Annotated in this window: 16 protein-coding genes and 7 tRNA genes; 4 read left to right on the top strand and 19 right to left on the bottom strand. The window is 50.3% G+C overall.

Going from position 1 to position 19,073, the window contains the following annotated elements:
• Positions 1 to 16 precede the first annotated feature (16 nt).
• The 9 genes from JZI27_RS01100 to JZI27_RS01060 form a co-directional block, all read right to left on the bottom strand.
• Positions 17 to 1,585 carry an acyl-CoA synthetase gene (locus JZI27_RS01100; RefSeq protein ID WP_280206342.1) on the bottom strand — a complete coding sequence of 523 codons (1,569 nt, stop codon included), beginning with the start codon at positions 1,583 to 1,585 and terminating at the stop codon, positions 17 to 19.
• 354 nt (positions 1,586 to 1,939) lie between these two features.
• Complete coding sequence (locus tag JZI27_RS01095) at positions 1,940 to 2,887, bottom strand: MBL fold metallo-hydrolase (RefSeq protein ID WP_280206340.1); 948 nt, start codon at positions 2,885 to 2,887, stop codon at positions 1,940 to 1,942.
• A gap of 25 nt (positions 2,888 to 2,912) precedes the next feature.
• Positions 2,913 to 4,094, bottom strand: a complete 1,182-nt coding sequence (locus JZI27_RS01090) for an aminotransferase-like domain-containing protein (protein ID WP_280206338.1) — start codon at positions 4,092 to 4,094, stop codon at positions 2,913 to 2,915.
• 174 nt (positions 4,095 to 4,268) lie between these two features.
• A tRNA-Ser gene (locus JZI27_RS01085) sits at positions 4,269 to 4,357 on the bottom strand.
• Positions 4,358 to 4,476: 119 nt separating this feature from the next.
• A complete protein-coding gene (locus JZI27_RS01080; protein WP_280206335.1) occupies positions 4,477 to 5,895 on the bottom strand; it encodes an aldehyde dehydrogenase family protein in 1,419 nt (472 codons plus the stop codon).
• 53 nt (positions 5,896 to 5,948) lie between these two features.
• The gene (locus JZI27_RS01075) at positions 5,949 to 7,220 is read right to left on the bottom strand and encodes a peptidase (RefSeq protein ID WP_280206333.1); all 1,272 of its coding nucleotides are present in this window, start codon (positions 7,218 to 7,220) and stop codon (positions 5,949 to 5,951) included.
• Positions 7,221 to 7,287: 67 nt separating this feature from the next.
• A complete protein-coding gene (locus JZI27_RS01070) occupies positions 7,288 to 7,965 on the bottom strand; it encodes a 3-oxoacid CoA-transferase subunit B (RefSeq protein WP_280206331.1) in 678 nt (225 codons plus the stop codon).
• Positions 7,947 to 8,639 (bottom strand): 3-oxoacid CoA-transferase subunit A, encoded by a 693-nt coding sequence (locus JZI27_RS01065; RefSeq protein ID WP_057133838.1) that lies wholly within the window; start codon positions 8,637 to 8,639, stop codon positions 7,947 to 7,949. Before JZI27_RS01065 ends, JZI27_RS01070 begins: the two co-directional genes overlap by 19 nt.
• Before the next feature lie 14 nt (positions 8,640 to 8,653).
• Positions 8,654 to 10,006, bottom strand: coding sequence for an aspartate aminotransferase family protein (locus JZI27_RS01060; RefSeq protein WP_057133891.1), 1,353 nt, complete (start codon positions 10,004 to 10,006; stop codon positions 8,654 to 8,656).
• Positions 10,007 to 10,148: 142 nt separating this feature from the next.
• On the opposite strand from JZI27_RS01060, the gene JZI27_RS01055 reads away from it, so the two are divergent.
• Complete coding sequence (locus tag JZI27_RS01055) at positions 10,149 to 11,693, top strand: PucR family transcriptional regulator (RefSeq protein ID WP_280206327.1); 1,545 nt, start codon at positions 10,149 to 10,151, stop codon at positions 11,691 to 11,693.
• A gap of 14 nt (positions 11,694 to 11,707) precedes the next feature.
• Here JZI27_RS01055 and ablB read toward each other — a convergent pair whose 3' ends face one another.
• A complete protein-coding gene (gene ablB / locus JZI27_RS01050) occupies positions 11,708 to 12,553 on the bottom strand; it encodes a putative beta-lysine N-acetyltransferase (RefSeq protein ID WP_280206326.1) in 846 nt (281 codons plus the stop codon).
• A 164-nt stretch (positions 12,554 to 12,717) separates the two neighbouring features.
• On the opposite strand from ablB, the gene JZI27_RS25000 reads away from it, so the two are divergent.
• Together JZI27_RS25000 and JZI27_RS01045 are read left to right on the top strand one after the other, a co-directional pair.
• On the top strand, positions 12,718 to 12,801 hold the full coding sequence (locus JZI27_RS25000; protein WP_122907174.1) for a YjcZ family sporulation protein: 84 nt from the start codon (positions 12,718 to 12,720) through the stop codon (positions 12,799 to 12,801).
• A 95-nt stretch (positions 12,802 to 12,896) separates the two neighbouring features.
• Positions 12,897 to 13,634 (top strand): glycerophosphodiester phosphodiesterase, encoded by a 738-nt coding sequence (locus JZI27_RS01045; protein ID WP_057133893.1) that lies wholly within the window; start codon positions 12,897 to 12,899, stop codon positions 13,632 to 13,634.
• A 120-nt stretch (positions 13,635 to 13,754) separates the two neighbouring features.
• On the opposite strand, the gene mnmL is transcribed toward JZI27_RS01045, so the two are convergent.
• The 8 genes from mnmL to JZI27_RS01005 all read right to left on the bottom strand — a co-directional run bounded on the left by mnmL (position 13,755) and on the right by JZI27_RS01005 (position 16,647).
• Positions 13,755 to 14,726, bottom strand: a complete 972-nt coding sequence (gene mnmL / locus JZI27_RS01040; RefSeq protein WP_057133843.1) for a tRNA modification radical SAM protein MnmL/YtqA — start codon at positions 14,724 to 14,726, stop codon at positions 13,755 to 13,757.
• A 323-nt stretch (positions 14,727 to 15,049) separates the two neighbouring features.
• Positions 15,050 to 15,817, bottom strand: coding sequence for a tetratricopeptide repeat protein (locus tag JZI27_RS01035; RefSeq protein WP_122907175.1), 768 nt, complete (start codon positions 15,815 to 15,817; stop codon positions 15,050 to 15,052).
• Between the two features lie 278 nt (positions 15,818 to 16,095).
• A tRNA-Arg gene (locus JZI27_RS01030) sits at positions 16,096 to 16,172 on the bottom strand.
• A gap of 5 nt (positions 16,173 to 16,177) precedes the next feature.
• Positions 16,178 to 16,251 (bottom strand) — tRNA-Cys (locus JZI27_RS01025).
• A 6-nt stretch (positions 16,252 to 16,257) separates the two neighbouring features.
• A tRNA-His gene (locus tag JZI27_RS01020) sits at positions 16,258 to 16,333 on the bottom strand.
• 37 nt (positions 16,334 to 16,370) lie between these two features.
• Positions 16,371 to 16,444: transfer RNA gene (locus JZI27_RS01015), tRNA-Trp, on the bottom strand.
• Between the two features lie 4 nt (positions 16,445 to 16,448).
• A tRNA-Met gene (locus JZI27_RS01010) sits at positions 16,449 to 16,525 on the bottom strand.
• A 31-nt stretch (positions 16,526 to 16,556) separates the two neighbouring features.
• Positions 16,557 to 16,647 (bottom strand) — tRNA-Ser (locus tag JZI27_RS01005).
• Between the two features lie 162 nt (positions 16,648 to 16,809).
• Here JZI27_RS01005 and JZI27_RS01000 point away from each other — a divergent pair.
• Positions 16,810 to 17,499 (top strand): endonuclease/exonuclease/phosphatase family protein, encoded by a 690-nt coding sequence (locus JZI27_RS01000; RefSeq protein WP_348521352.1) that lies wholly within the window; start codon positions 16,810 to 16,812, stop codon positions 17,497 to 17,499.
• On the opposite strand, the gene JZI27_RS00995 is transcribed toward JZI27_RS01000, so the two are convergent.
• Positions 17,447 to 18,949, bottom strand: coding sequence for an alkaline phosphatase family protein (locus JZI27_RS00995; RefSeq protein WP_251247968.1), 1,503 nt, complete (start codon positions 18,947 to 18,949; stop codon positions 17,447 to 17,449). The genes JZI27_RS01000 and JZI27_RS00995 overlap by 53 nt on opposite strands.
• Between the last annotated feature and the right edge of the window lie 124 nt (positions 18,950 to 19,073).

Genomic DNA, 19,073 nt, shown 5'->3' with positions numbered 1-19,073 from the left:
AATGATGGAGTTACGATTATTGTGAGGCGAGGACTTCGTAGCGTAAACGCAGCTCCCGCTTCAGGATCTTTCCACTCGGATTGCGAGGCAGGTTCTCGGCAATCACGACATATTTTGGTGTTTTGAACGAGGAGAGCCTCTCTTTGCAGAAATCCAGCAGTTCCTCGGAGGTTACGACCTCGCCAGCCTTTGGAACTACAACAGCCGTGACAGCCTCGATCCAGTACGGATGCGGCACCCCGATGACAGCTACCTCGGAGACCTTGGGATGCTGATAGATCATTTCTTCGATTTCCCTGCTGGCGATGTTCTCCCCGCCGGACTTGATCATGTCCTTCTTCCGATCGACGACGGTAATAAAGCCTTCCTCATCCATGATTCCCAAATCACCGCTATGAAACCACCCGCCTTCGAAAGCCGCTTGCGTCTTTTCGGGGTCGCGGTAATAGCCAAGCATGGCGTGACTTGTACGATGAACGATTTCTCCGATTTCTCCTCGCGCGACTTCGTTTCCGTCATCATCCATGATTTTCGTCTCTACATTAAGCGCTGGCTTCCCAGCAGAGCCTGCCTTTCGAATCTGCTCCCCAGGCTTCAGCACGGTAGCCAGCGGCGCTACCTCCGTCTGTCCGTAGAAGTTGTAGAACTGCGCTCCAGGGAGTCGTTCCCCGAGCTCTTTGAGAATCTCTACCGGCATGATAGCTGCCCCATAATAGCATTTTTTCAAAGAGCTTACATCACGCGTGGCAAAATCAGGCGAACGAAGCAAGGCAATCCAGACCGTCGGAGGGCAAAACAATTGTGTTGCCTGATGCTTTTCTACGGTTGCCAGCATCAGTCCAGGTGTTGCCTGCTCCAGAATGATTCCGCTTCCCCCCAAATAGATATACGGTCCAAGAAAGCAATGAAGCTGCGCACTATGAAAAAGAGGCAGAGCATGAATTGCTACATCCTCTTCTGTCATTCCGCCATCGATAATGGTGCTGACATACTCGGTAATGATGCTTTTATGTGTCAGCATCACGCCTTTTGGCTTGGATTCCGTACCACTGGTGTACAATATCTGCGCGATATCGTCATCCTCCAGTTCTACTTCTGGCTCCTCGCTCGCTTCGTTGCTAATCATCTCGCGGAAGGGAATCCACTCTCCCTGCTGAAGCGCAGGATTAGAGATCAGAGAGAGCAGCCCCGGAGTAATCCCTGTTTGTCGAAGCGCTTCTTGGGCTACGGACAGAAATTCTGGAGCGACGAAGCACGCGTTTGCCTCGGAATGCCCCAAGATAAATGCGACATCATCCGCATTCAGCATGTAGTTGATCGGCACCATGATGACTCCTGCTTTCGCAAGGGCAAAGTTGAGGATGGCAAAATCCATAGAATTGCGAGAAATCACTGCAGCGCGGTCTCCTTTTTTCAACCCTCTGCTGATTACAGCATGCGCAGTCTGATTGACCAATTGATCCAATTCACGGTATGTAAGCACTTCTTCTTCAAATTGCAGCGCTGTCTTGTCTGGGTAGCGCCCACGACTTCTGCGAAGAATGTCCCCTAACGTATTTCGCCTTGCCCGCTGGATTTCGGTCATCTACATGCCTCCTTACTTGTATTGATTCTATTATAATCGATTGTTCGGTTTTATGTGTATATTCTGACAATAATAAGCAAAAAAAGCGGCAACCTCCTCTGCTAGGTTTGAAGCTGCCGCAGGCCCCAAGAATCAAGTCCTTAGGTACAGGATATCTCATTTGCCCTCTACCATCGACATTGAATCTGCTGGTTATAGAGGGAAGATCAGGGATTTACTCTCGAATGAGCGCGTAAAGCAGTCTGATTAATAAAATGACGACACCGCAGAGCGTTGTCGTCAAAGGATCCCCATTTGTTGCAATAGCACCAAGCGAAGATTTTGGTCTATATGTAAAGTATGGCTATTCCTTTATCATTTCTTCTTATAGTATAAAATGCCATTTGATTCGAATCCTTCTAACTCCCCTTGCCCTACCAGATAGCGCAAGTAGGCATTTGTTTCTCCCAAGATAATCCACTGATTAAAAGTGGGTAGCTCTTTCTGGAACAAGCTCTCCGCTAATTGGTAAGCAGTCTTTTCCCCTTTTGCGTGGTCCATCACAATAGCCATCCGAGCTTGGTAATGCTGGACCAATTCCTCGATGCGTTCCTGTGCGTCATGAAAAACGGGGCCATGCCCTGGCCATACTTGCGAAATCTCCATTTCCTGCATCTTCCGCAATGTAGTCAGAAACGTTGCCAGCGGATTTTCATCTCCGTACCCGTGATAGGATATATACGGGATCGTCTCTTTGGTAAAATGATCGCCTGAAATCAGAATTTTTTCGTCGGCATTGTAATAGCAGATGTGTCCCGGCGTATGTCCCGGCATGAGCATCGCTTCGAAATTCAGCTCACCGATCTGGAATTGATCTCCGGCCTCAATCCGTTCAAGCATCCGAGGGTACGGAGTGATCGGCTTTACAGAGGCTGTAGGGTTGCCTACCAGCTCGCTGACCATGGCTTCTGGCAGACCACAGCTTCGATAAAAGGTGGAAAATCCTTCCTTGCTCCAGGTAAAGCGGGACAATTGCTCCTCCCGATCACTGAGATACAAGGGGGCATTCGTCCATTCCTGCATGACCCCTGCAAATCCGAAATGATCGGCGTGGTGATGCGTGAGATAGATGCGGGAGATATCATGGCCAGGCGAGATGCCATGCTTCGTAAAAGCCGCTTCCCACGTCTCTTGAGTGACATGTCCATTAATTCCAGTGTCGACAACCACCCATTTCCCTTCTGTTCGGGCAAGATAGCAATGTACGCTGTCGTTCCAAATCGGGAGGGGGATCGATACCTGATAAATGCCAAATTGTTCCATCTCTTCTACCTTCCCATCTGCTCGTTTATTTCATCGCTTGTTGGAATGCTTCGGTCAACCGTTCCATCCCCAATTTAATTCTCTCTGGATTGGAGTTGGTGAAATTCAACCGCATCGTATTTTGACGAGGGGAATCTACATAGAACGGCGCTCCCGGAATAAAGGCAACCCCGTGAGGAACGACCTTCGTCAATAATTCCGTGGCATGAATATTCTCGTCAACCTCTAACCAGATGAACATGCCACCTTTGGGTTCAACCCATTTGCACGAATCCAGCTTTTTCAGATAATCCTGCATGACCAGCATGTGCTGGTGGTACTGCTGGCAAAGCATGCGGATGTGCCCATCCAGATCAAAATCATTGAGTAGATGATACAGCGCTTGTTGATTTAACGGGCTGGACATGAGATCTGCAGCCTCTTTGATTTGAGCCAGCACCTTCATGATTGGCTGGGGTCCTGTCACCCATCCTACACGTAAGGAAGGCACCACCGTTTTGGAAAAGGAGCTGGTATAAATCACATATTTCTTTTCCGTATCCATCGCAGCGATGGGTGTGTAGGTCTCTTCGGCATTGAACTGCAGCTCACCGTACGGATCATCTTCCAAAATCAAGGTATTGTGCTCTTCTGCCAGCTTCAGCAAGGCCACACGACGTTCATTGCTCCACACTTTTCCTTCAGGATTCGAGAAGGTTGGTACGACATAAATAAACTTCGGCTTGTATTCTTTCAGCTTTTTGGCGAGGTCCTCAGGATCCATTCCATCTTTGTCGCTTTGCACGCCGATAACCTTGGCTTCATAGGATTCGAATGCCTGAACAGCTGCCAGGAAGGTTGGGTTTTCAGTCAGCACGACATCCCCAGGGGAGAGCATGATTCTGCTGAAAAGATCGATCGATTGCTGAGAACCCGTTGTCAAAAGCACTTCTACTGGTGCTGCTTGGATGCCCTTGGCTTTCACTCGCTCGCTGATTTTTTCACGTAATGGCATAAAGCCTGAAGTCATTCCATACTGCAAGGAAGACTTGCCGGATGCAAAAACCTTATCAAAAGCCTGTTCCAGTTCAGCTTGAGGAAAGTAAGGCTCGTAAGGGAAGCCACCTGCGAAAGAAATCACGTCATTACCCTTTGCGATAATTTCAGATATCTCGCGGATTGCGGATGATTTGAACATTTTAACGCGATCTGCAAAGCGATAGTCCATGCTAGAACTCCCCTTTTGTTCATTTTATTTGTAATTGTCTGACATAGGCATGGTTTAACTGTAGAATAAATATGACGCAATGTCAATTATCTACTTGTGAACCTGACCAGGACGTCGAAAAAGACGTAAAAAAGCGAGTAGATCAGGCCTACTCGCTGTTCGTAATATTCTTTATGGCGGAGGGAGAGGGATTCGAACCCCCGTGACGTTGCCGCCTAACGGTTTTCAAGACCGCCCCGTTATGACCACTTCGGTATCCCTCCACGTTTTCAAGACAAGATTTACTATAGCACACCCGCTAGATTCCATGCAACTATTTTTCTACATTTTTCTGGCGTTGTCTGAAGCTGGCACAACGCCAGGAAAACGGAAACCTGATTCGCTATTTCTTCATCACAACAAGCTTACATTCTGTCAGCTCTTCCATCGCGTATTTGACACCTTCACGCCCCATGCCACTCTCTTTGACCCCGCCATACGGCATATGGTCTACTCGGAATGTAGGAATGTCGTTAATCATGACGCCACCTACATGAAGCTCATCAGCAGCCAGCATGGCCGTACCAAGATGGTTCGTGTAGACACCAGCCTGCAACCCATAGCGCGAATCGTTGACCAACTCGATGGCATGCTGAACAGAATCAACCGGATTGATCAGGACGACTGGACCGAACACTTCCTGACAAGATATTTTCGCATCTTCAGGAACGCCAGTCATGACCGTCGGCTGCAGCATGCGCCCTTCACATGTTCCTCCGCATTCTATTCTGGCACCCTGCAAGGCGGCTTTCTCGACCCAGGAGAGCACTCGCTGAGTCTCATTGGGATGGATCATCGCTGAATAGTCCGCATCCTCGGACAGAGAATCTCCTCCCCGAAGCCTTCGAGTTTCTGTGACAAAACGGCTGACAAACGGCTCGTACAGCTCTTTGACCACATAAATTTTCTGTACAGATATGCACACCTGTCCAGAATAGGCAAAGGCACCAAAAATACAACGGGGAATGACCTCTTCTAAATGGACATCGCGATCTACAATGACAGCAGAATTAGAACCTAGCTCCAACGTCACCCTTTTCAAGCCAGCACGATTCCGTATATCCATACCGACTGAAGGGCTTCCTGTAAAGGTAATAGCTTTTATTCGCGGGTCCTTGACAAGCAGATCACCCACGCTGCTTCCACTGCCTGTCACGATATTCAGCGCACCTGCTGGCACCCCTGCTTGCTCGGCTATCTCGGCCAAAAATAAGGCAGACAGTGGTGTCTGCGAGGCGGGCTTCAGAACTACCGTGTTTCCTGCAGCTAAGGCAGGTCCTACCTTGTGGGCGACGAGATTCATGGGAAAGTTGAAGGGCGTGATGGCTCCGATGACGCCCAAGGGCTCTCGAACCGTATACGCCACACGCCCCTCTCCCCCTACAGCAGCATCCATAGGGATTGTCTCACCGTGCAGGCGCTTCGCTTCCTCGGCTGCGAATTTGTAGGTTTGTATGGTACGAATGACCTCTCCTCTCGCTGTCTTGATGGGTTTTCCTGCTTCCAGGGCGATCATCCTCGCCGCTTCTTCCATTCTCTCACCCATCAGGATCGAGATTCTTTCCAATAGGGAGGCTCGCTGATAGGCGGGCATCCTGCGCATCAGGGGAGTTGCTTTTTGTGCTGCTGTTATCGCCTGTTCTACGAGCCTTTCATCCGCCAAGGATATTTGGGCAATCTCGTTGCCACTGTAAGGTGCGTAAAGAGGGGCATACTCAGTGGCGTACATCCACTGCCCGCCGATATAACATGCTTTTTTCACAAGCGAATCCTCCTAGCTGATTGGGCTATCGGGTCCAAACGTATCCAGTTTGCCTACAATTCTGAAACTTCGCACCACTCGATCAAGGTCAAGGCAAAAATCTCCGCACAATGGAAAATGTCATCCAGCACAATATATTCGTTGGGGTAGTGTGCAACCTGTGTGACACCAGGACCTACCACAATGGATGGCGTATCGGCCAATGCTGTCAGGAGTCCACCATCCGTTCCCCAAGGAGAGGCTTCCACTACGGCTCGCTGACCAGTCGTTGCCACAAATTGCTTATGCAGGATTTCCATCAAGGGGTGATCCTCCTCCACGGAGCCTGGTACCCAACGTGCCCCGTACCATTCCAGCTCCACAGGATTTTCAGCAAACCACGGATCGATCTCGGCAAGACCTCTCAATGCTGCTTCCATTTCCGCCTTGGCATCGTCCATCTGCTCACCCGGCGCCACGCCCATACGCCCTTCCAGCTTGACCAAATCAGCTACGGAAGACGGCCACTTGCCCCCTTCGATCACCCCGATGTTGATCGGAATCGGAATCGGCAGCTTGGCATACAAGGGGTCAGTCATCCGGTCGTTACGCTCTTTTTCCAGCTGTCCGACTGCCTGTACGACCAGCAGGCTTTTCTCAATGGCACTTACCCCTTCATAGCGGGTTCCGCCATGGGCAGAGCGTCCCTTCACCAACAGCCTGAACCACATGGACCCTTGTTGTTTCGGGAAAATTTTCATATTGGTCGGCTCAGGGATCAAAGCAGCATCTGCCTTGTAGCCGCGCAGGATAGTTGCCAGTGTGCCTGCCCCACCGCTCTCTTCTTCGACCACGCTCTGGAAGATGACATCTCCCTTCAGCTTGACGCCAAGCGCCTGCAAAACCTGGATAGCCAACAGGGATGACAAGTTTCCACCCTTCATATCTGTTGCGCCACGTCCATACAGCTTGCCATCCACGACTTCCCCGCTGAATGGAGGATGTGTCCACTGTGCTTCGTCACCCTCGGGGACGACATCGACATGTCCATTCAAAATAATCGAGCGTCCACCCCCTGTACCCTTCCAGACACCAACCACATTAGGACTTTCCTCGAATGTTAGACGAGGCGAGACAAAATAGGGATGCCGTACGAGTTCATCGCCACCCATCACCCACAGATCGACATCCAGTCCCATTCTCGCCAGTCTGCTCGCAATAGACTCCTGGATGGATTTCTCCGCGCCGGACACGCTTGCGTGGCGCACCCATTCCTGCAGCAGCGTAGTAGCCTCGTCCCGCTCTTTGCGTATCTGCTCATGGATGAGCGATTGCCATTTGGTCATTGATTCATCCTCCTGCCTATGGATTATTCGGACTTGTCCTTTTGTATTCATCCTATGCTGGACATGCCTAGCGGAAGACCGCAACATCTCCCTCGATTTTCAACTCTGCCTCTGTAGCTCCGATCACATCAGCTACACAGTACGGGTACATTACCTCACGCAAATAAAGACCGTCTGGCAAGACCTCCATCACTGCCATATCGGTTATAATCAGGTCTGCGGCATGCTGAGCTGTCAGCGGCAGAGAACAATCGCGGACGATTTTGGATCTGCCGTTCTTGTCCAGATGCGTCGTTACGACCAGCACCTTCTTCGCCTTTTGCGCAAGCTCCATGGCTCCGCCCATGCCCGGTACACGCTTTCCAGGAACGATCCAGTTGGCGATATCACCGTTTTGACTGACTTCGAGCACACCGAGAATCGTCATGTCCAACAGACCTCTGCGAATGATGGCAAATGCAGTGGCACTGTCAAAGAAGGAGGCACCTTGCGCCAGCGTGACGGGAAAACCACCAGCATTGCACAGCATCGCGTTTTCTTCTCCTTTTGCCGGACTTGGCCCTGTACCAAGAATGCCGTTCTCCGCATGGAACATCACGCGTTTCTCCGTTGGAATAAAATCAGCAACCAGCGTCGGGATTCCGATGCCGAGATTGATAATCATCCCGTCTTCGATCTCCTGGGCTGCACGACGAGCAATCCGCTCGCGATATCCTTCCGTTTCTTTTACTTCTCCCACGCCCATTGCCAATTCACCCCTTTGCTTTGCACGATATAGTTCACGAATACGCCTGGTGTTACGATCTCTTCCGGTGAAAGCTCGCCAATCTCCACGATTTCGTCCGCTTCCACAATGGTGATATCGCCCGCCATTGCCACCAGCGGATTAAAGTTACGAGCACTTGTATCAAAGACGAGATTTCCAAAGCGATCAGCTTTTTTGGCATGAACAATCGCTACTTCCGCCGTAATTGGCGTTTCCAGCAAATACTCCTTCCCGTTCAGGCTGATCTTCTGCTTGCCCTTTTCGGCAATCGTCCCTATCCCGACATCGGACAAAATACCTCCAAGCCCGACTCCACCAGCTCGCACACGCTCGGCCAGAATTCCTTGCGGGCAAAATTCTACCTCCAGCTCACCGGCAGTCATTTGAGCACCCGCGTTGGGATTGGAACCGATGTGGGAAGCAATGACCTTTTTGACTCGTTTCTCCGTCACCAGCTTCCCGATCCCGATCCAGGGAAAAGCTGTATCGTTGCTGATCAGGGTGATATCGCGAACGCCTTTGTCCAGTATGGCTTGGACAAGGGTAGGAGGATTTCCTACCCCGCCAAAACCACCTGCGAGCAGGGTCATTCCGTCGTGAAAATAGGCTGTAGCTTCTTCTAAGGATATGACTTTCTCAAATCGGGTGGTCATGATGACTCCTCCTTCTATCCGATCAAGGCTTTCTCTTGTAGCTCCTGCTGCACGGCGAGGATGGCGTCACGCAAAATATGGATCAGCTCATCGATCTCCTCAGTCGTGATCGTCAACGGTGGCGAAAGGATGATAGAATCGCCTGCAACCCCATCCAAACCCCCTATGGCTGGGTAGACGAGCAACCCTTTTTCAAATGCCTTTGCGATCACTTGTGATGCGACACCTGCCGAAAGCGGGAACGGCTCTTTGGTATCCTTGTTTTTTACGAATTCCATCCCACAGAGCAATCCAAGACCGCGTGTATCCCCGATCAGCGGAATTTCCTCTGCCAGCTGCTCCATGCGTGAAAGCAGATAAGCTCCCTGCTGGGCGGATTTTTCAATCAGCTGATGCTTCTCGACGTATTTCAACACAGCGAGGGAGACTGCCGCAGACTGCGGATTGGCGCTGTATGTGTGTCCAGCCATGATCAGACCGCTGCCCTTGCTAATTGTCTCGATGATCTCGTCTGATACGATGGTCGCCGCCATTGGCGTATAGCCGGCGCTCATCCCTTTTCCTAGGGTCATCAGGTCTGGCACTACGCCCCAGTGGTCGATCCCAAATGCTTTACCGGTACGGCCTACTCCTGTCATTACTTCATCAGCGATAAACAGCACCTCGTACTGATCACATATTTCTCGAATTCTCTGAAAATAACCATCCGGCGGCACTACTGCCCCACCGGAAGCTCCAATAATCGGTTCAGCGATAAACGCAGCAACCTGTTCGGACCCGACACGTTTTATCGCCGTCTCCAACTCATTCGCACACTGAAGTGCATAATCCTCCATACTCATGCCTTCCGGGCGACGGTAAGGATACGGTCCAGTAATCGCTGGATAATCCTCCAGCAGCGGCACAAAGCGTTTGCGGCGAAGCACATGCCCAGACATGGAGAGTGCTCCCATTGTGATACCGTGGTAGCTCATCCAGCGGGAGATGATCCGATTTTTTGTTGGTCTCCCTTTTTCCTGCCAGTATTGAATCGCGATTTTTTGTGCGGTCTCTGTCGCTTCCGAACCGCTGCTGACAAAAAAGCTCCAATTGAGGGACCCAGGTGCCCATTCAGCCAGCTTCGCTCCCAATTCCTCTACAGCGTCACTGCTAAAATGAGAACGGTAAGCAAACGATACTTCTTTGGCTTGCGCGTACATGGCCTCAGCCACTTCATCGACTGCGTGACCGATACTAGCTGTCACTGCTCCTCCACAACCATCGATGTAGCGTTTTCCCTCCTGATCGAACAAATAAATTCCTTTCCCACGAGAGATAAACGGATATGTCTTACCCAATTCAGGCTTGATTACATAGCTTCTTGTCATGACTAGCCACCTCTCCTTCTCCTTCCATCCTATCTGAGAGTGGCAAGATAGCCATCCGACTGGCTGGCAAAAAAACATGGTCAAGTGGCGAAATCTTTTGTACATTTTGTATAATGAGCTTTCGAGAGGAGGAAGGTTACGTATGTCAATTACCATTCGCGAGGCTTTGCAACTGCCTGATATGGTGCAGACGAGACTGATCGCCGGGGCAGGCGGACTGGGTAATCCGATACGCTGGGTGACGATCGTAGAGGTGCTTGAAGACCCCAGCCGCCTGCAGGAAGGAGAATTCCTGATCACGACGGGATTTGGCCTGGATGGCGACGAAAAACGTTTAGCCTCCTTCATTCCTTCTCTGGCGAAGCAAAATCTGAGCGGCGTTGCTATCCATACAGGTTTTTACTTGCGCGAGATTCCGGAAGAATTCGTCAGGCAGGCGGACTATTATCGACTGCCACTCATCGAAATACCTGTAGAGATCAATTTCTCTACCATTACCAAAGCCATTCTGCAGCCGATCATGAATCGCCAGTTCGAGACATTGGCCTATTCTCAAGCCATTCATAATCAAATGATCGAAGCTGCTCTGTCCAAAGGTGGATTGGCGGCCATCGTCAAGGAGCTGGCCAAGCTGACGGGTGGTGCGGTGAAACTCGTGGATGCACTGGGGTTTGAAGTGGTGCAACACGGCAATCGCCCACTCGATCAAGCAGAAGAAGAAAAGGAAAGTGCACATGCAGTAGCGATACGTGCCAGCCGGGAGCACTTCGGCAGCCTGACACTTTCCAAGCCAAAGCAATTATGGAAAGAGCTCGATGACGTGGCCCTGCAGCACGCAGCCACGTTGTGTGCGCTGGAATATGTAAAGGAACGGGCCGTATCTGCTACGGAGTGGAGACTGAAAGGTGATTTTGTTGAAGAGCTGCTCAACGGCAAAGAAATGAACGAATCAGAGCTGGAGAGCCGCTGCCGCATGCTTGGATATCCACTGCATGGCAGGCATCTGGTTGCAGCGGTCAGGGTCGATGTCACAGATGCCTTTGCAGCAAGCGAGCTTCATCAGAACGCGATCACGTTGATGCGACGTCTGTGTGACCGTCAGCAGCGCTCCTACCTGCTCCGTGAGCGACCTCACAGCTTGTATTTCGTCTTTCCGGATGATCGGACGAGCCTCCTGCTTCTGGAGCAGTTTGCTTCACGCTGGGCACAGCTCCATCCTGAACAGCCTGTCCATGTAGGTGTCAGCAATCCCTGCGAACAGCTGACCGATGTCAATCGCGCGGCTGAACAAGCCTTGTTTGCCTTGCAAGCTTACCCATTTCTCGCCGTATCTCCGTCGTTATTGCGATACAGCGAGATGCAGGGCTATCAATTTCTCTTCCCGTATCATCGCAGTCAAGAAAGCCTGATGGGTTTGTGGAAGCCATTGCTGGATCCTCTGATCCGCTACGACACCAAGCACAATCAGCAGCTGCTGGAGACTCTGGACGTCTATTTGCAGCATAACGGAAACGGCTTGCAAACCTCCCAGGCACTATTTATTCATCGACATACGCTCAAATACCGAATCACCCAGATAGAAGATAAAACGGGCTGCCGCCTGGAGGATGCCCATCAGCGCTGGCAGCTTCATCTGGCCTTGATGGCTCGACGTCTCCAACAGCATTTATACCCCCCTCAGTCGTAGCCCGCCCCCGCTAATCAGTTCTTGGTAGGACGCAGTGGCTTGACCCAAATATTCATGTCCTCAAAACCGGAAAAAATGGTGCAATTGTTGATGAGTCTGCCCCGGTATTGATAGCCCATCTTGGCTGCCGTCACATTCATGCCGGCCGATTGCGCCCGTGTCAGCGTATACAAATAATAGATCCCTTGGTCTTCCATCCTTTGCTCCAGCTCTAGAAAAAGGGGCTGGAGCAAGCCCTTTCCAGCATGATCTGGGTGAGTCGCACAGTCTGTCATTTCAGCCGAGCCAAAGCGAGTGGACACTTCAGCAGATGCCGCGCAAGCAATTTTCCCTTGCTCTTCTACGACAAAATAACGGGTCCCTTCCTTCATCGTTTCGCGAATATATGCTGGATCATCCATCGGTGTCGGATAGGTCGCAAATACAAGCGCATATAGACGTGCCAGCTCGTCCGCATCTGCTTCAGTTGCTTCACGCATGCTGTAACCGGGAGGCAGCTCCTTTGTGATACTACTTCCCGCCTTGGACAAGCTGAGTGCCAGGAACTCCTCTGCCAGCTGTGGTGCAACCGAGGTTGCCCGCTCCTCCGTCATATAGAAAGAGAGCATGTGCGCATTCTCTCCATGAAAAAAACCCTCGATGGTGCCTTCGTGTCGGTAGCCAAGCGCTTGCCACGCTTCTACGTCCTCTTTTTTCGCGTATACGATCACCTTGGAAGCATCCGTTTCTACAGCCTGTTGACGAAGCATTTGATCTAATTCACTAATGTGCTGACGATCGTACACATGGAGTTTAACACGCTTGTTTTGGCGATCCAGTACCAAATCTCCTGTTTTGATCATTTCCGTCATTTCCAACATCCCAAGCCTCCCCCTTCCGGTACTTCTACTTCTCATTGTAGCGGATCTGTGTGTGACGTCATCCGCCACTCTGTACAAAACCGTTCTAGGTAATCGTTGAGGGCCATATTCACGCTTTCAACATAGTATGAATCAACTGTCTGGTTGGGAGGAGGGGGGTTGAGATGAGTTTCAATAGCAGCAACGATTTCGCGCTAGTCTTAGTTTTATTCGTCCTTCTGGTGATCGTCTTATGTGCGATCAACTAATACTTTTGGCAAGGCCCCTCTCCATTTGTGGTATTGAGGGGCTTTTTACATATGCATGTAGAGAGGCATACGCACTTGAAAGGAGGAAGCCTCAGATGTCCCCCATCATTTATGCCCATCGTGGCGCCTCCGGTCAATATCCGGAAAATACCATGGAATCCTTCCAGGCTGCTGTAAAAAAACGAGCAGATGGAATTGAATGTGATGTGCAATTGACGAAAGATGGCAAGGTTGTCGTCATCCACGACCATCGCCTTGACCGAACCACCAACGGCTCCGGACTTGTCAGCCACCACACCCTGAGTGAGCTGCGCCAATTTCGAGCGGATAAGGACTCCCCCCAGCATTTGCCGAAAGCACGCATCCCAACCTTGCGTGAGGTTTTTCAACAGTTTTCAGATTCTTCCCTCTGCTTTAGCATTGAAATGAAAAATTTGCTCTATCCACAGCCTCAGCTGGAAGAAAAACTCATTGAACTCATTCGACGCTATCAACTTTCTGAAAGGACCGTGATCTCATCCTTCAATTTTGACAGCCTGGCCCGAATCAAGGAACTGGACCCCTTCCAGGCTACTGCTCTGCTCTATGTCGGATCACTTCCAGCACCTTGGGACATCGCCACGCGTTACCAGACGGATGAGCTTCATGTACCCCTGGACCAGCTGAGTCCTGATCTGGTCAAACAAGCACACGAGCACGGATTTCCCGTCATCGCCTGGACTGTTAACAACGAACGTGAGATGAAAGAGTCCTTCCGAATGGGAGTAGACGGGATCATCACCAACTACCCGGGGCGAGCACGGAAGGTAGCTAGAAGTCTGCGCGTGCAGTAACATCGAATTCCGCTGCCGGGATGCTTTCGGCCACCATGTTTATGGCGCTCCATAAGAAAAATAGCTCTCCTCATTGCCCAGCAAGCAGGCAAACAGGAAAGCTATTTCTTTTTGCTCCGTTTAATTGGCATCAGGGACATAAAACTTCCCTTGCCAGCTATTACGGCGCTTCAATTCTGCATCGATACCGTTCAGCACTTCCCACTTCTTGCGGCTCCACATCGGTCCGATCAACAAATCCGGCGGTCCGTCGCCAGTCACGCGATGCACAATCATTTCAGGCGGCAGAATCTCCAACGTGTCTGCAACCAGATTCGTATACTCCTCCTGAGACAGGAAATCGAGCAAACCAGCTTCATATTGTTTCACCATCGGCGTTTTGCGCAACAGATGAAGCAAGTGAATCTTAATCCCCTGCACGTCGAGATGAGCGACTGCATTGGCGGTCTGCATCATTTCTTCGTGTGTTTCCCCAGGAAGGCCGTAAATGATGTGCGAGCAGATGCGAATGTTGTGCTTACGCAGCTTCTCCACAGCATCCAGGTAGCATTGATAATCATGTGCCCGGTTAATCAATTGCGCTGTGTGCTCATGGATCGTCTGCAGTCCCAGCTCCACCCACAAATAGGTGCGCTCGTTCAGCTCCGCCAGGTACTCTACGACCTCGTCAGGCAGGCAATCGGGTCGCGTAGCGATCGATAGGCCGACTACACCTTCTTGCTTCAGGATGACCTCATACATTTCACGCAGTTCTTCTACAGGTGCATACGTATTGGTGTAGGCCTGGAAAAATCCAAGATATTTGGCTTGTGGCCATTTTTCATGCATCCTGTTTTTCACATCATGAAACTGGCGCTCCAAATCCATGCGTCGGTCTCCGGCGAAGTCCCCTGAACCTCGGGCACTGCAGAAGGTACATCCTCCTGTAGCGACCTTGCCATCCCGATTGGGGCAGCTAAAGCCTCCATCAAGAGGCACCTTGAAGATTTTCTCCTGAAAGGTGCCTCGCAAATGGTAGTTCCATGTATGATAACGTTTGTCTCCCCACAAGAGTGGAGTATCGTTGTTCGTTTCTTTGCTTGTCGTACTCATCGTATTGCTCCCTCCTCGCGCAGCTGTTGTGTCCGCATAGCCACTGTTCTGCTAGCTGCCGCTGCGGGCCTACCAAGGCTTATTGAATCTCCCTGGCTCCCGATAATGAATCATGTTATGTTCGACCATCAAGTCATTATACCAAACCTGTGTTCCTTGGTTCCAGTAAAAATCCGAGGAAAGCTGGGCAAGGGTTGGCAGTCAACTCCAAACGAAAATCCCCCTGAATGCCCAAATGTTTGTCTGGCATACCCAGGGGGATGAAGGACTTGTTTTATTTCATGCGATCCGCAATGCTGTTCAAATGGATTTTAAGTAACTAGTTATTTGAACTGATTCAGGTTGTTTTGCGCAGATTTGTTTTCCGGATTCAGCTCGACGGCTTTTTGAAATGCCTCTTTCGCTTTCTCGCGCTCCCCGGTAACATCGTAGCAGATACCTAAAATATTCAAACCGCTTGACTTCTCTTTATTGTCCTTTGAAGCGTCCACGTATTTTTGAGCATAAGTTATAGCCTCTTCGTACAGCTGCAATTTCGTTAAAGCTGCAGCTAGTCCATAATTTGCGCGATAATACGAAGGATCCTGCTCGAGCGCATCTTCGAACCAAGTGACGGCAGTGTTCAGATTAAGTGTCTTGCCGCCGGTCCCGTTTAAATACATATTTCCGATCCAGGCCATACGGTCCGCAATCATGTTTTTGTACGGTCCCTCTGCCGCTACCTTCCACTCGCCATTTTCCACTGTTACCGAGCGTTTGACCGTGGCAGCTTTATCCTTGTTCTCGATAGCGTCATGACCATTCTCGATAACATCAAACACGACGGTATCGCCGTTCTTTTCAGCTTGTTTGACCTCAACTTTTTTTAGTTTTGTTAACTGCTCATTGAGTTCCATAAACTGAACGAACTCATCTCTCGTCGTGGCTTGCTTGTCCGACTCTAAAAGCATAGCGTAAGCAGCTTTGTAGTCCTCGTTTATGATATTTGCGTAGTATGCTTCCAAGGTCTCTTTCGGATCGCCCTTCGGAGAACAGCCAACAATCGTGATAACCAATGCGAGTAAGATCATGGATAACGTGATTCGTCTCATAGCGCACCCCTTCGTTTTGTAGGTATTTGATGATACCAAATGCTCTCAGCTGGTAGCTCGTCTACAAGAAACAGATCTTCCTTGAGAAATTCTCTATCGATGCTTATTCAGGCTGATTAACCATCTTTTAGAAGCATGTTTTACCGAAGTATTGATTGACGTATTTAAACATTCCTACACATTGAAAAAAAATAACATCCTTTGCACTCAGTTGATTAGTTGAGTACGCAGGAAGTCCCGTTATTGTGTTTATACAGTTGTCAATCCCGACTTAAGGATGGCGTCCCAGGAGAGATTCGAACTCCCGACCGTACGCTTAGAAGGCGTATGCTCTATCCAGCTGAGCTACTGGGACAGTTTTGGAGGGAGTACCCGGATTTGAACCGGGGGTGAAGGTTTTGCAGACCCGTGCCTTACCACTTGGCTATACTCCCGTAAGATGGGGCGATCGATGGGACTTGAACCCACGAGTGCCGGAGCCACAATCCGGTGCGTTAACCCCTTCGCCACGACCGCCATGTTCGATGTTGATGATTGGTTGCAAACCTTTTATTGGCAGGGGCAGTAGGAATCGAACCCACACCAAAGGTTTTGGAGACCTTCGTTCTACCTTTAAACTATGCCCCTCTAATGGTAGCGGTGGAGGGGCTCGAACCCCCGACCTTTCGGGTATGAACCGAACGCTCTAGCCAGCTGAGCTACGCCGCCGCAAAACGTGGAACCATTGTATGAAAACATATGGCGGAGAGTGAGGGATTCGAACCCTCGCTACGCTTGCGCATACTAACGGTTTAGCAAACCGTCCCCTTCGGCCTCTTGGGTAACTCTCCATATGATATGTACCGTTTATCAGGTACGCTACTGCCGCTCCATTTCTTTTAGAGGCGACGAAATTTAATATAGCACAGGCTAAAACGAATTGCAACAGGAAATGCTAAATAATTAGCTGTTCTTTCCAACCCACACCCCCATTCCCACTGAAAGGAAACCTTATGATACGTGCTGTTAGTTACAATATTCACAGTGGTCGTGATCTATTCTGGAGAAAGCGACTGGACCAAATGGCAGCAAGTTTTCAAGAATGGAACGCTGATGTGATCTGCCTGCAGGAGGTTCACCAAAACAGCAAATACGGGTACCAAGCTCGCTTTCTTGCGGATCAGCTGCGCTATCAGTTCCTGTTTGCGCCGTCAATCCAGATCGCGGATGGCTTTTATGGAAATGCCATTCTTACTCGCCTTGCCTGCACGCGTTTCCAGACAGTCTTTTTGCCAGCAAAGAAAGAAAAACGCACCTTGCTTCAAGCATCACTCGTCTGGCAAGGAAGAGAATTCCTGGTTTGGAATACCCACTGTAGTCTTCAGGCAACAAGCCGCTCTTCTCAACTCCAGCTGCTGAGGACATTAGCCCGGCAAGAGCAGGAGACTCCCCTGCTATTATTTGGCGACTTTAATGCTCCAAACATCACCTTTGCTCCATTGCTGCGTGACTGTGCATGGGAACTAGGCAAGGAGAGCTTGCCTACCTTGCCTGCTTTTCGCCGACGGCTTGATTACATCTTCGCCTCTCCACATTGGCAGGTACATGATTTTACACTCTCAAACATCGCTTGGTCCGATCATGTACCGGTCATCGCGGAGCTTGACTGGCGGGTACGGCCACACCCAGTTCCTGTAAAATGAAGGATAGCACATCGATTAGTCGCGCAGGTACATCGAAGCGGTTGGACGCGCCTGCAATGAGCAGCGGGATGAGCGAATCCTGTTTATGCAACGAACCGTGACTTCCGCCCCCCAGATGCGTTGGGGATAGCTCCGATAGGAATTGATACCCCGGTGCAGCTGTCAGGACGACGACCGGACATGATTGGGAAAATAAGGAGCCATACAAACGGGAAAAGGCATCCGGGTAGCTGCTGAACAGGATTTTCCCTCCATCTTCTTGCAGTTCCAGTACACTCATGTCCCCTTCCATCCCCCATGCTACCCCATAGATGTCGGTACAGCTTCCATTTTTCCAAAACCGAAGCGTCTTATCACCTCCACCTCGCCTGACGACTACCTGCTCCCCTTCTCTCCAGGCGATCAAATCGATGCGCGGGTCCTGGGTAACAGCTTCCACTACCTCGGTTTCAATGGTATGCTTCCCAACCGGGTACAAATAGGTCATTCGCTCATTATTGCAAATGATGACATCTACATCATCTGTCAGCTCCGCCCCCAAACGATGAATGGAAAAATGGTTTAGAAGGGTATCCAGTGAAATGTTGTGATCCTTGCTTTGCCCGATCACCGTTTGACCATGATCACTAATCAAAAGGATGACGTTCCTCTCCAACGCTTGCTCCCAAGTCTCAAAGCTGTCGAGAAACCGCGCCAATTCTTGATCTACTTTCGCCAGATGGGAAACAGCCTCATGCGGTGACTTATGTAGCTTGTGGTCGTTATCCGGCAGATAGACCAAGGTAAAGTGGGGCTGCTTACCGCTTTTGAGGACTTCGATCAGGACATCGATTGCATATGTATCGTTAATCCCGTAGCTCTCCATCATAGACTGGGCAAAATTCCAGGTAATCGGTCGAAAAAGCTCTGGCCGAACCAGTGTACCGAGGCTCATGATCGTAGGCCCGCTCACCTTTTCATTGAGCTTGAAGCCTGTCGCAGCATCCAGTACTGGTGGCATATGTACCTTGTGCTGTTTATGACCGCGGTGTGCAATGACGTTGATGGATCCGGACACCAGCTTGTTTTCCTCGAGGATCTCATGGATCGTTTTCACGTCACGGCTGAGATGCCGTTCATTCAAATCAAAGAGGACGTTGCCAGCACAATGTGAAAGCCCGATCCTTTGTACCGGCAGAGAACCGTTAATATAGTTCACCATCTTCTTTTGTTCGGGGTCGTACCAGACCAAGCCAGGTACCTTGTGACGGTCCGGATAGACTCCCGTGATCAACGAGCAGTCAATCGACGCTGTCATGGTCGGAAAAACCGTGACACAATCCGAAATATACTGTCCCCGTTCCATCAGAAACTGTAATCCTGGCGCCTGTTTGGCAGCGATGCATTGCTCGAGCACTTCCGGCATCATAGAGTCTATCAGGAAGAGAATAACCTTTTTCAACTCTGCCACCCCTCGTCCTTTTTTCTTGCCGCAACTGTTAGGGTTTGATTGTTGAAAGGATGCTATACGCCTGATTGTGAAAACCTCAATCCATGCAATTCCCGCAAAACAAAAGCAACCCCCTTTACCGAAG

Origin of the sequence: Brevibacillus sp. AY1 (assembly GCF_029870785.1) — a bacterium.
In the GTDB taxonomy this organism is placed as follows: domain Bacteria; phylum Bacillota; class Bacilli; order Brevibacillales; family Brevibacillaceae; genus Brevibacillus; species Brevibacillus invocatus.
The sequence above is the reverse complement of the archived record's forward strand: the minus strand, read 5'-3'. Positions and strand labels throughout refer to the sequence as shown.

What these genes read in the sequence shown, in the direction of transcription:
- JZI27_RS01055 (WP_280206327.1), top strand. Translation starts at nt 10,149, where the DNA reads ATGTCAATTACCATTCGCGAGGCTTTGCAACTGCCTGATATGGTGCAG.
- JZI27_RS01075 (WP_280206333.1), bottom strand. Translation starts at nt 7,220, where the DNA reads ATGACCAAATGGCAATCGCTCATCCATGAGCAGATACGCAAAGAGCGG.
- JZI27_RS01095 (WP_280206340.1), bottom strand. Translation starts at nt 2,887, where the DNA reads ATGGAACAATTTGGCATTTATCAGGTATCGATCCCCCTCCCGATTTGG.
- mnmL (WP_057133843.1), bottom strand. Translation starts at nt 14,726, where the DNA reads ATGAGTACGACAAGCAAAGAAACGAACAACGATACTCCACTCTTGTGG.
- JZI27_RS01065 (WP_057133838.1), bottom strand. Translation starts at nt 8,639, where the DNA reads ATGACCACCCGATTTGAGAAAGTCATATCCTTAGAAGAAGCTACAGCC.
- JZI27_RS01000 (WP_348521352.1), top strand. Translation starts at nt 16,810, where the DNA reads ATGATACGTGCTGTTAGTTACAATATTCACAGTGGTCGTGATCTATTC.
- JZI27_RS01090 (WP_280206338.1), bottom strand. Translation starts at nt 4,094, where the DNA reads ATGGACTATCGCTTTGCAGATCGCGTTAAAATGTTCAAATCATCCGCA.
- JZI27_RS01060 (WP_057133891.1), bottom strand. Translation starts at nt 10,006, where the DNA reads ATGACAAGAAGCTATGTAATCAAGCCTGAATTGGGTAAGACATATCCG.
- JZI27_RS01070 (WP_280206331.1), bottom strand. Translation starts at nt 7,965, where the DNA reads ATGGGCGTGGGAGAAGTAAAAGAAACGGAAGGATATCGCGAGCGGATT.
- JZI27_RS01035 (WP_122907175.1), bottom strand. Translation starts at nt 15,817, where the DNA reads ATGAGACGAATCACGTTATCCATGATCTTACTCGCATTGGTTATCACG.
- JZI27_RS01100 (WP_280206342.1), bottom strand. Translation starts at nt 1,585, where the DNA reads ATGACCGAAATCCAGCGGGCAAGGCGAAATACGTTAGGGGACATTCTT.
- JZI27_RS25000 (WP_122907174.1), top strand. Translation starts at nt 12,718, where the DNA reads ATGAGTTTCAATAGCAGCAACGATTTCGCGCTAGTCTTAGTTTTATTC.
- ablB (WP_280206326.1), bottom strand. Translation starts at nt 12,553, where the DNA reads ATGTTGGAAATGACGGAAATGATCAAAACAGGAGATTTGGTACTGGAT.
- JZI27_RS01045 (WP_057133893.1), top strand. Translation starts at nt 12,897, where the DNA reads ATGTCCCCCATCATTTATGCCCATCGTGGCGCCTCCGGTCAATATCCG.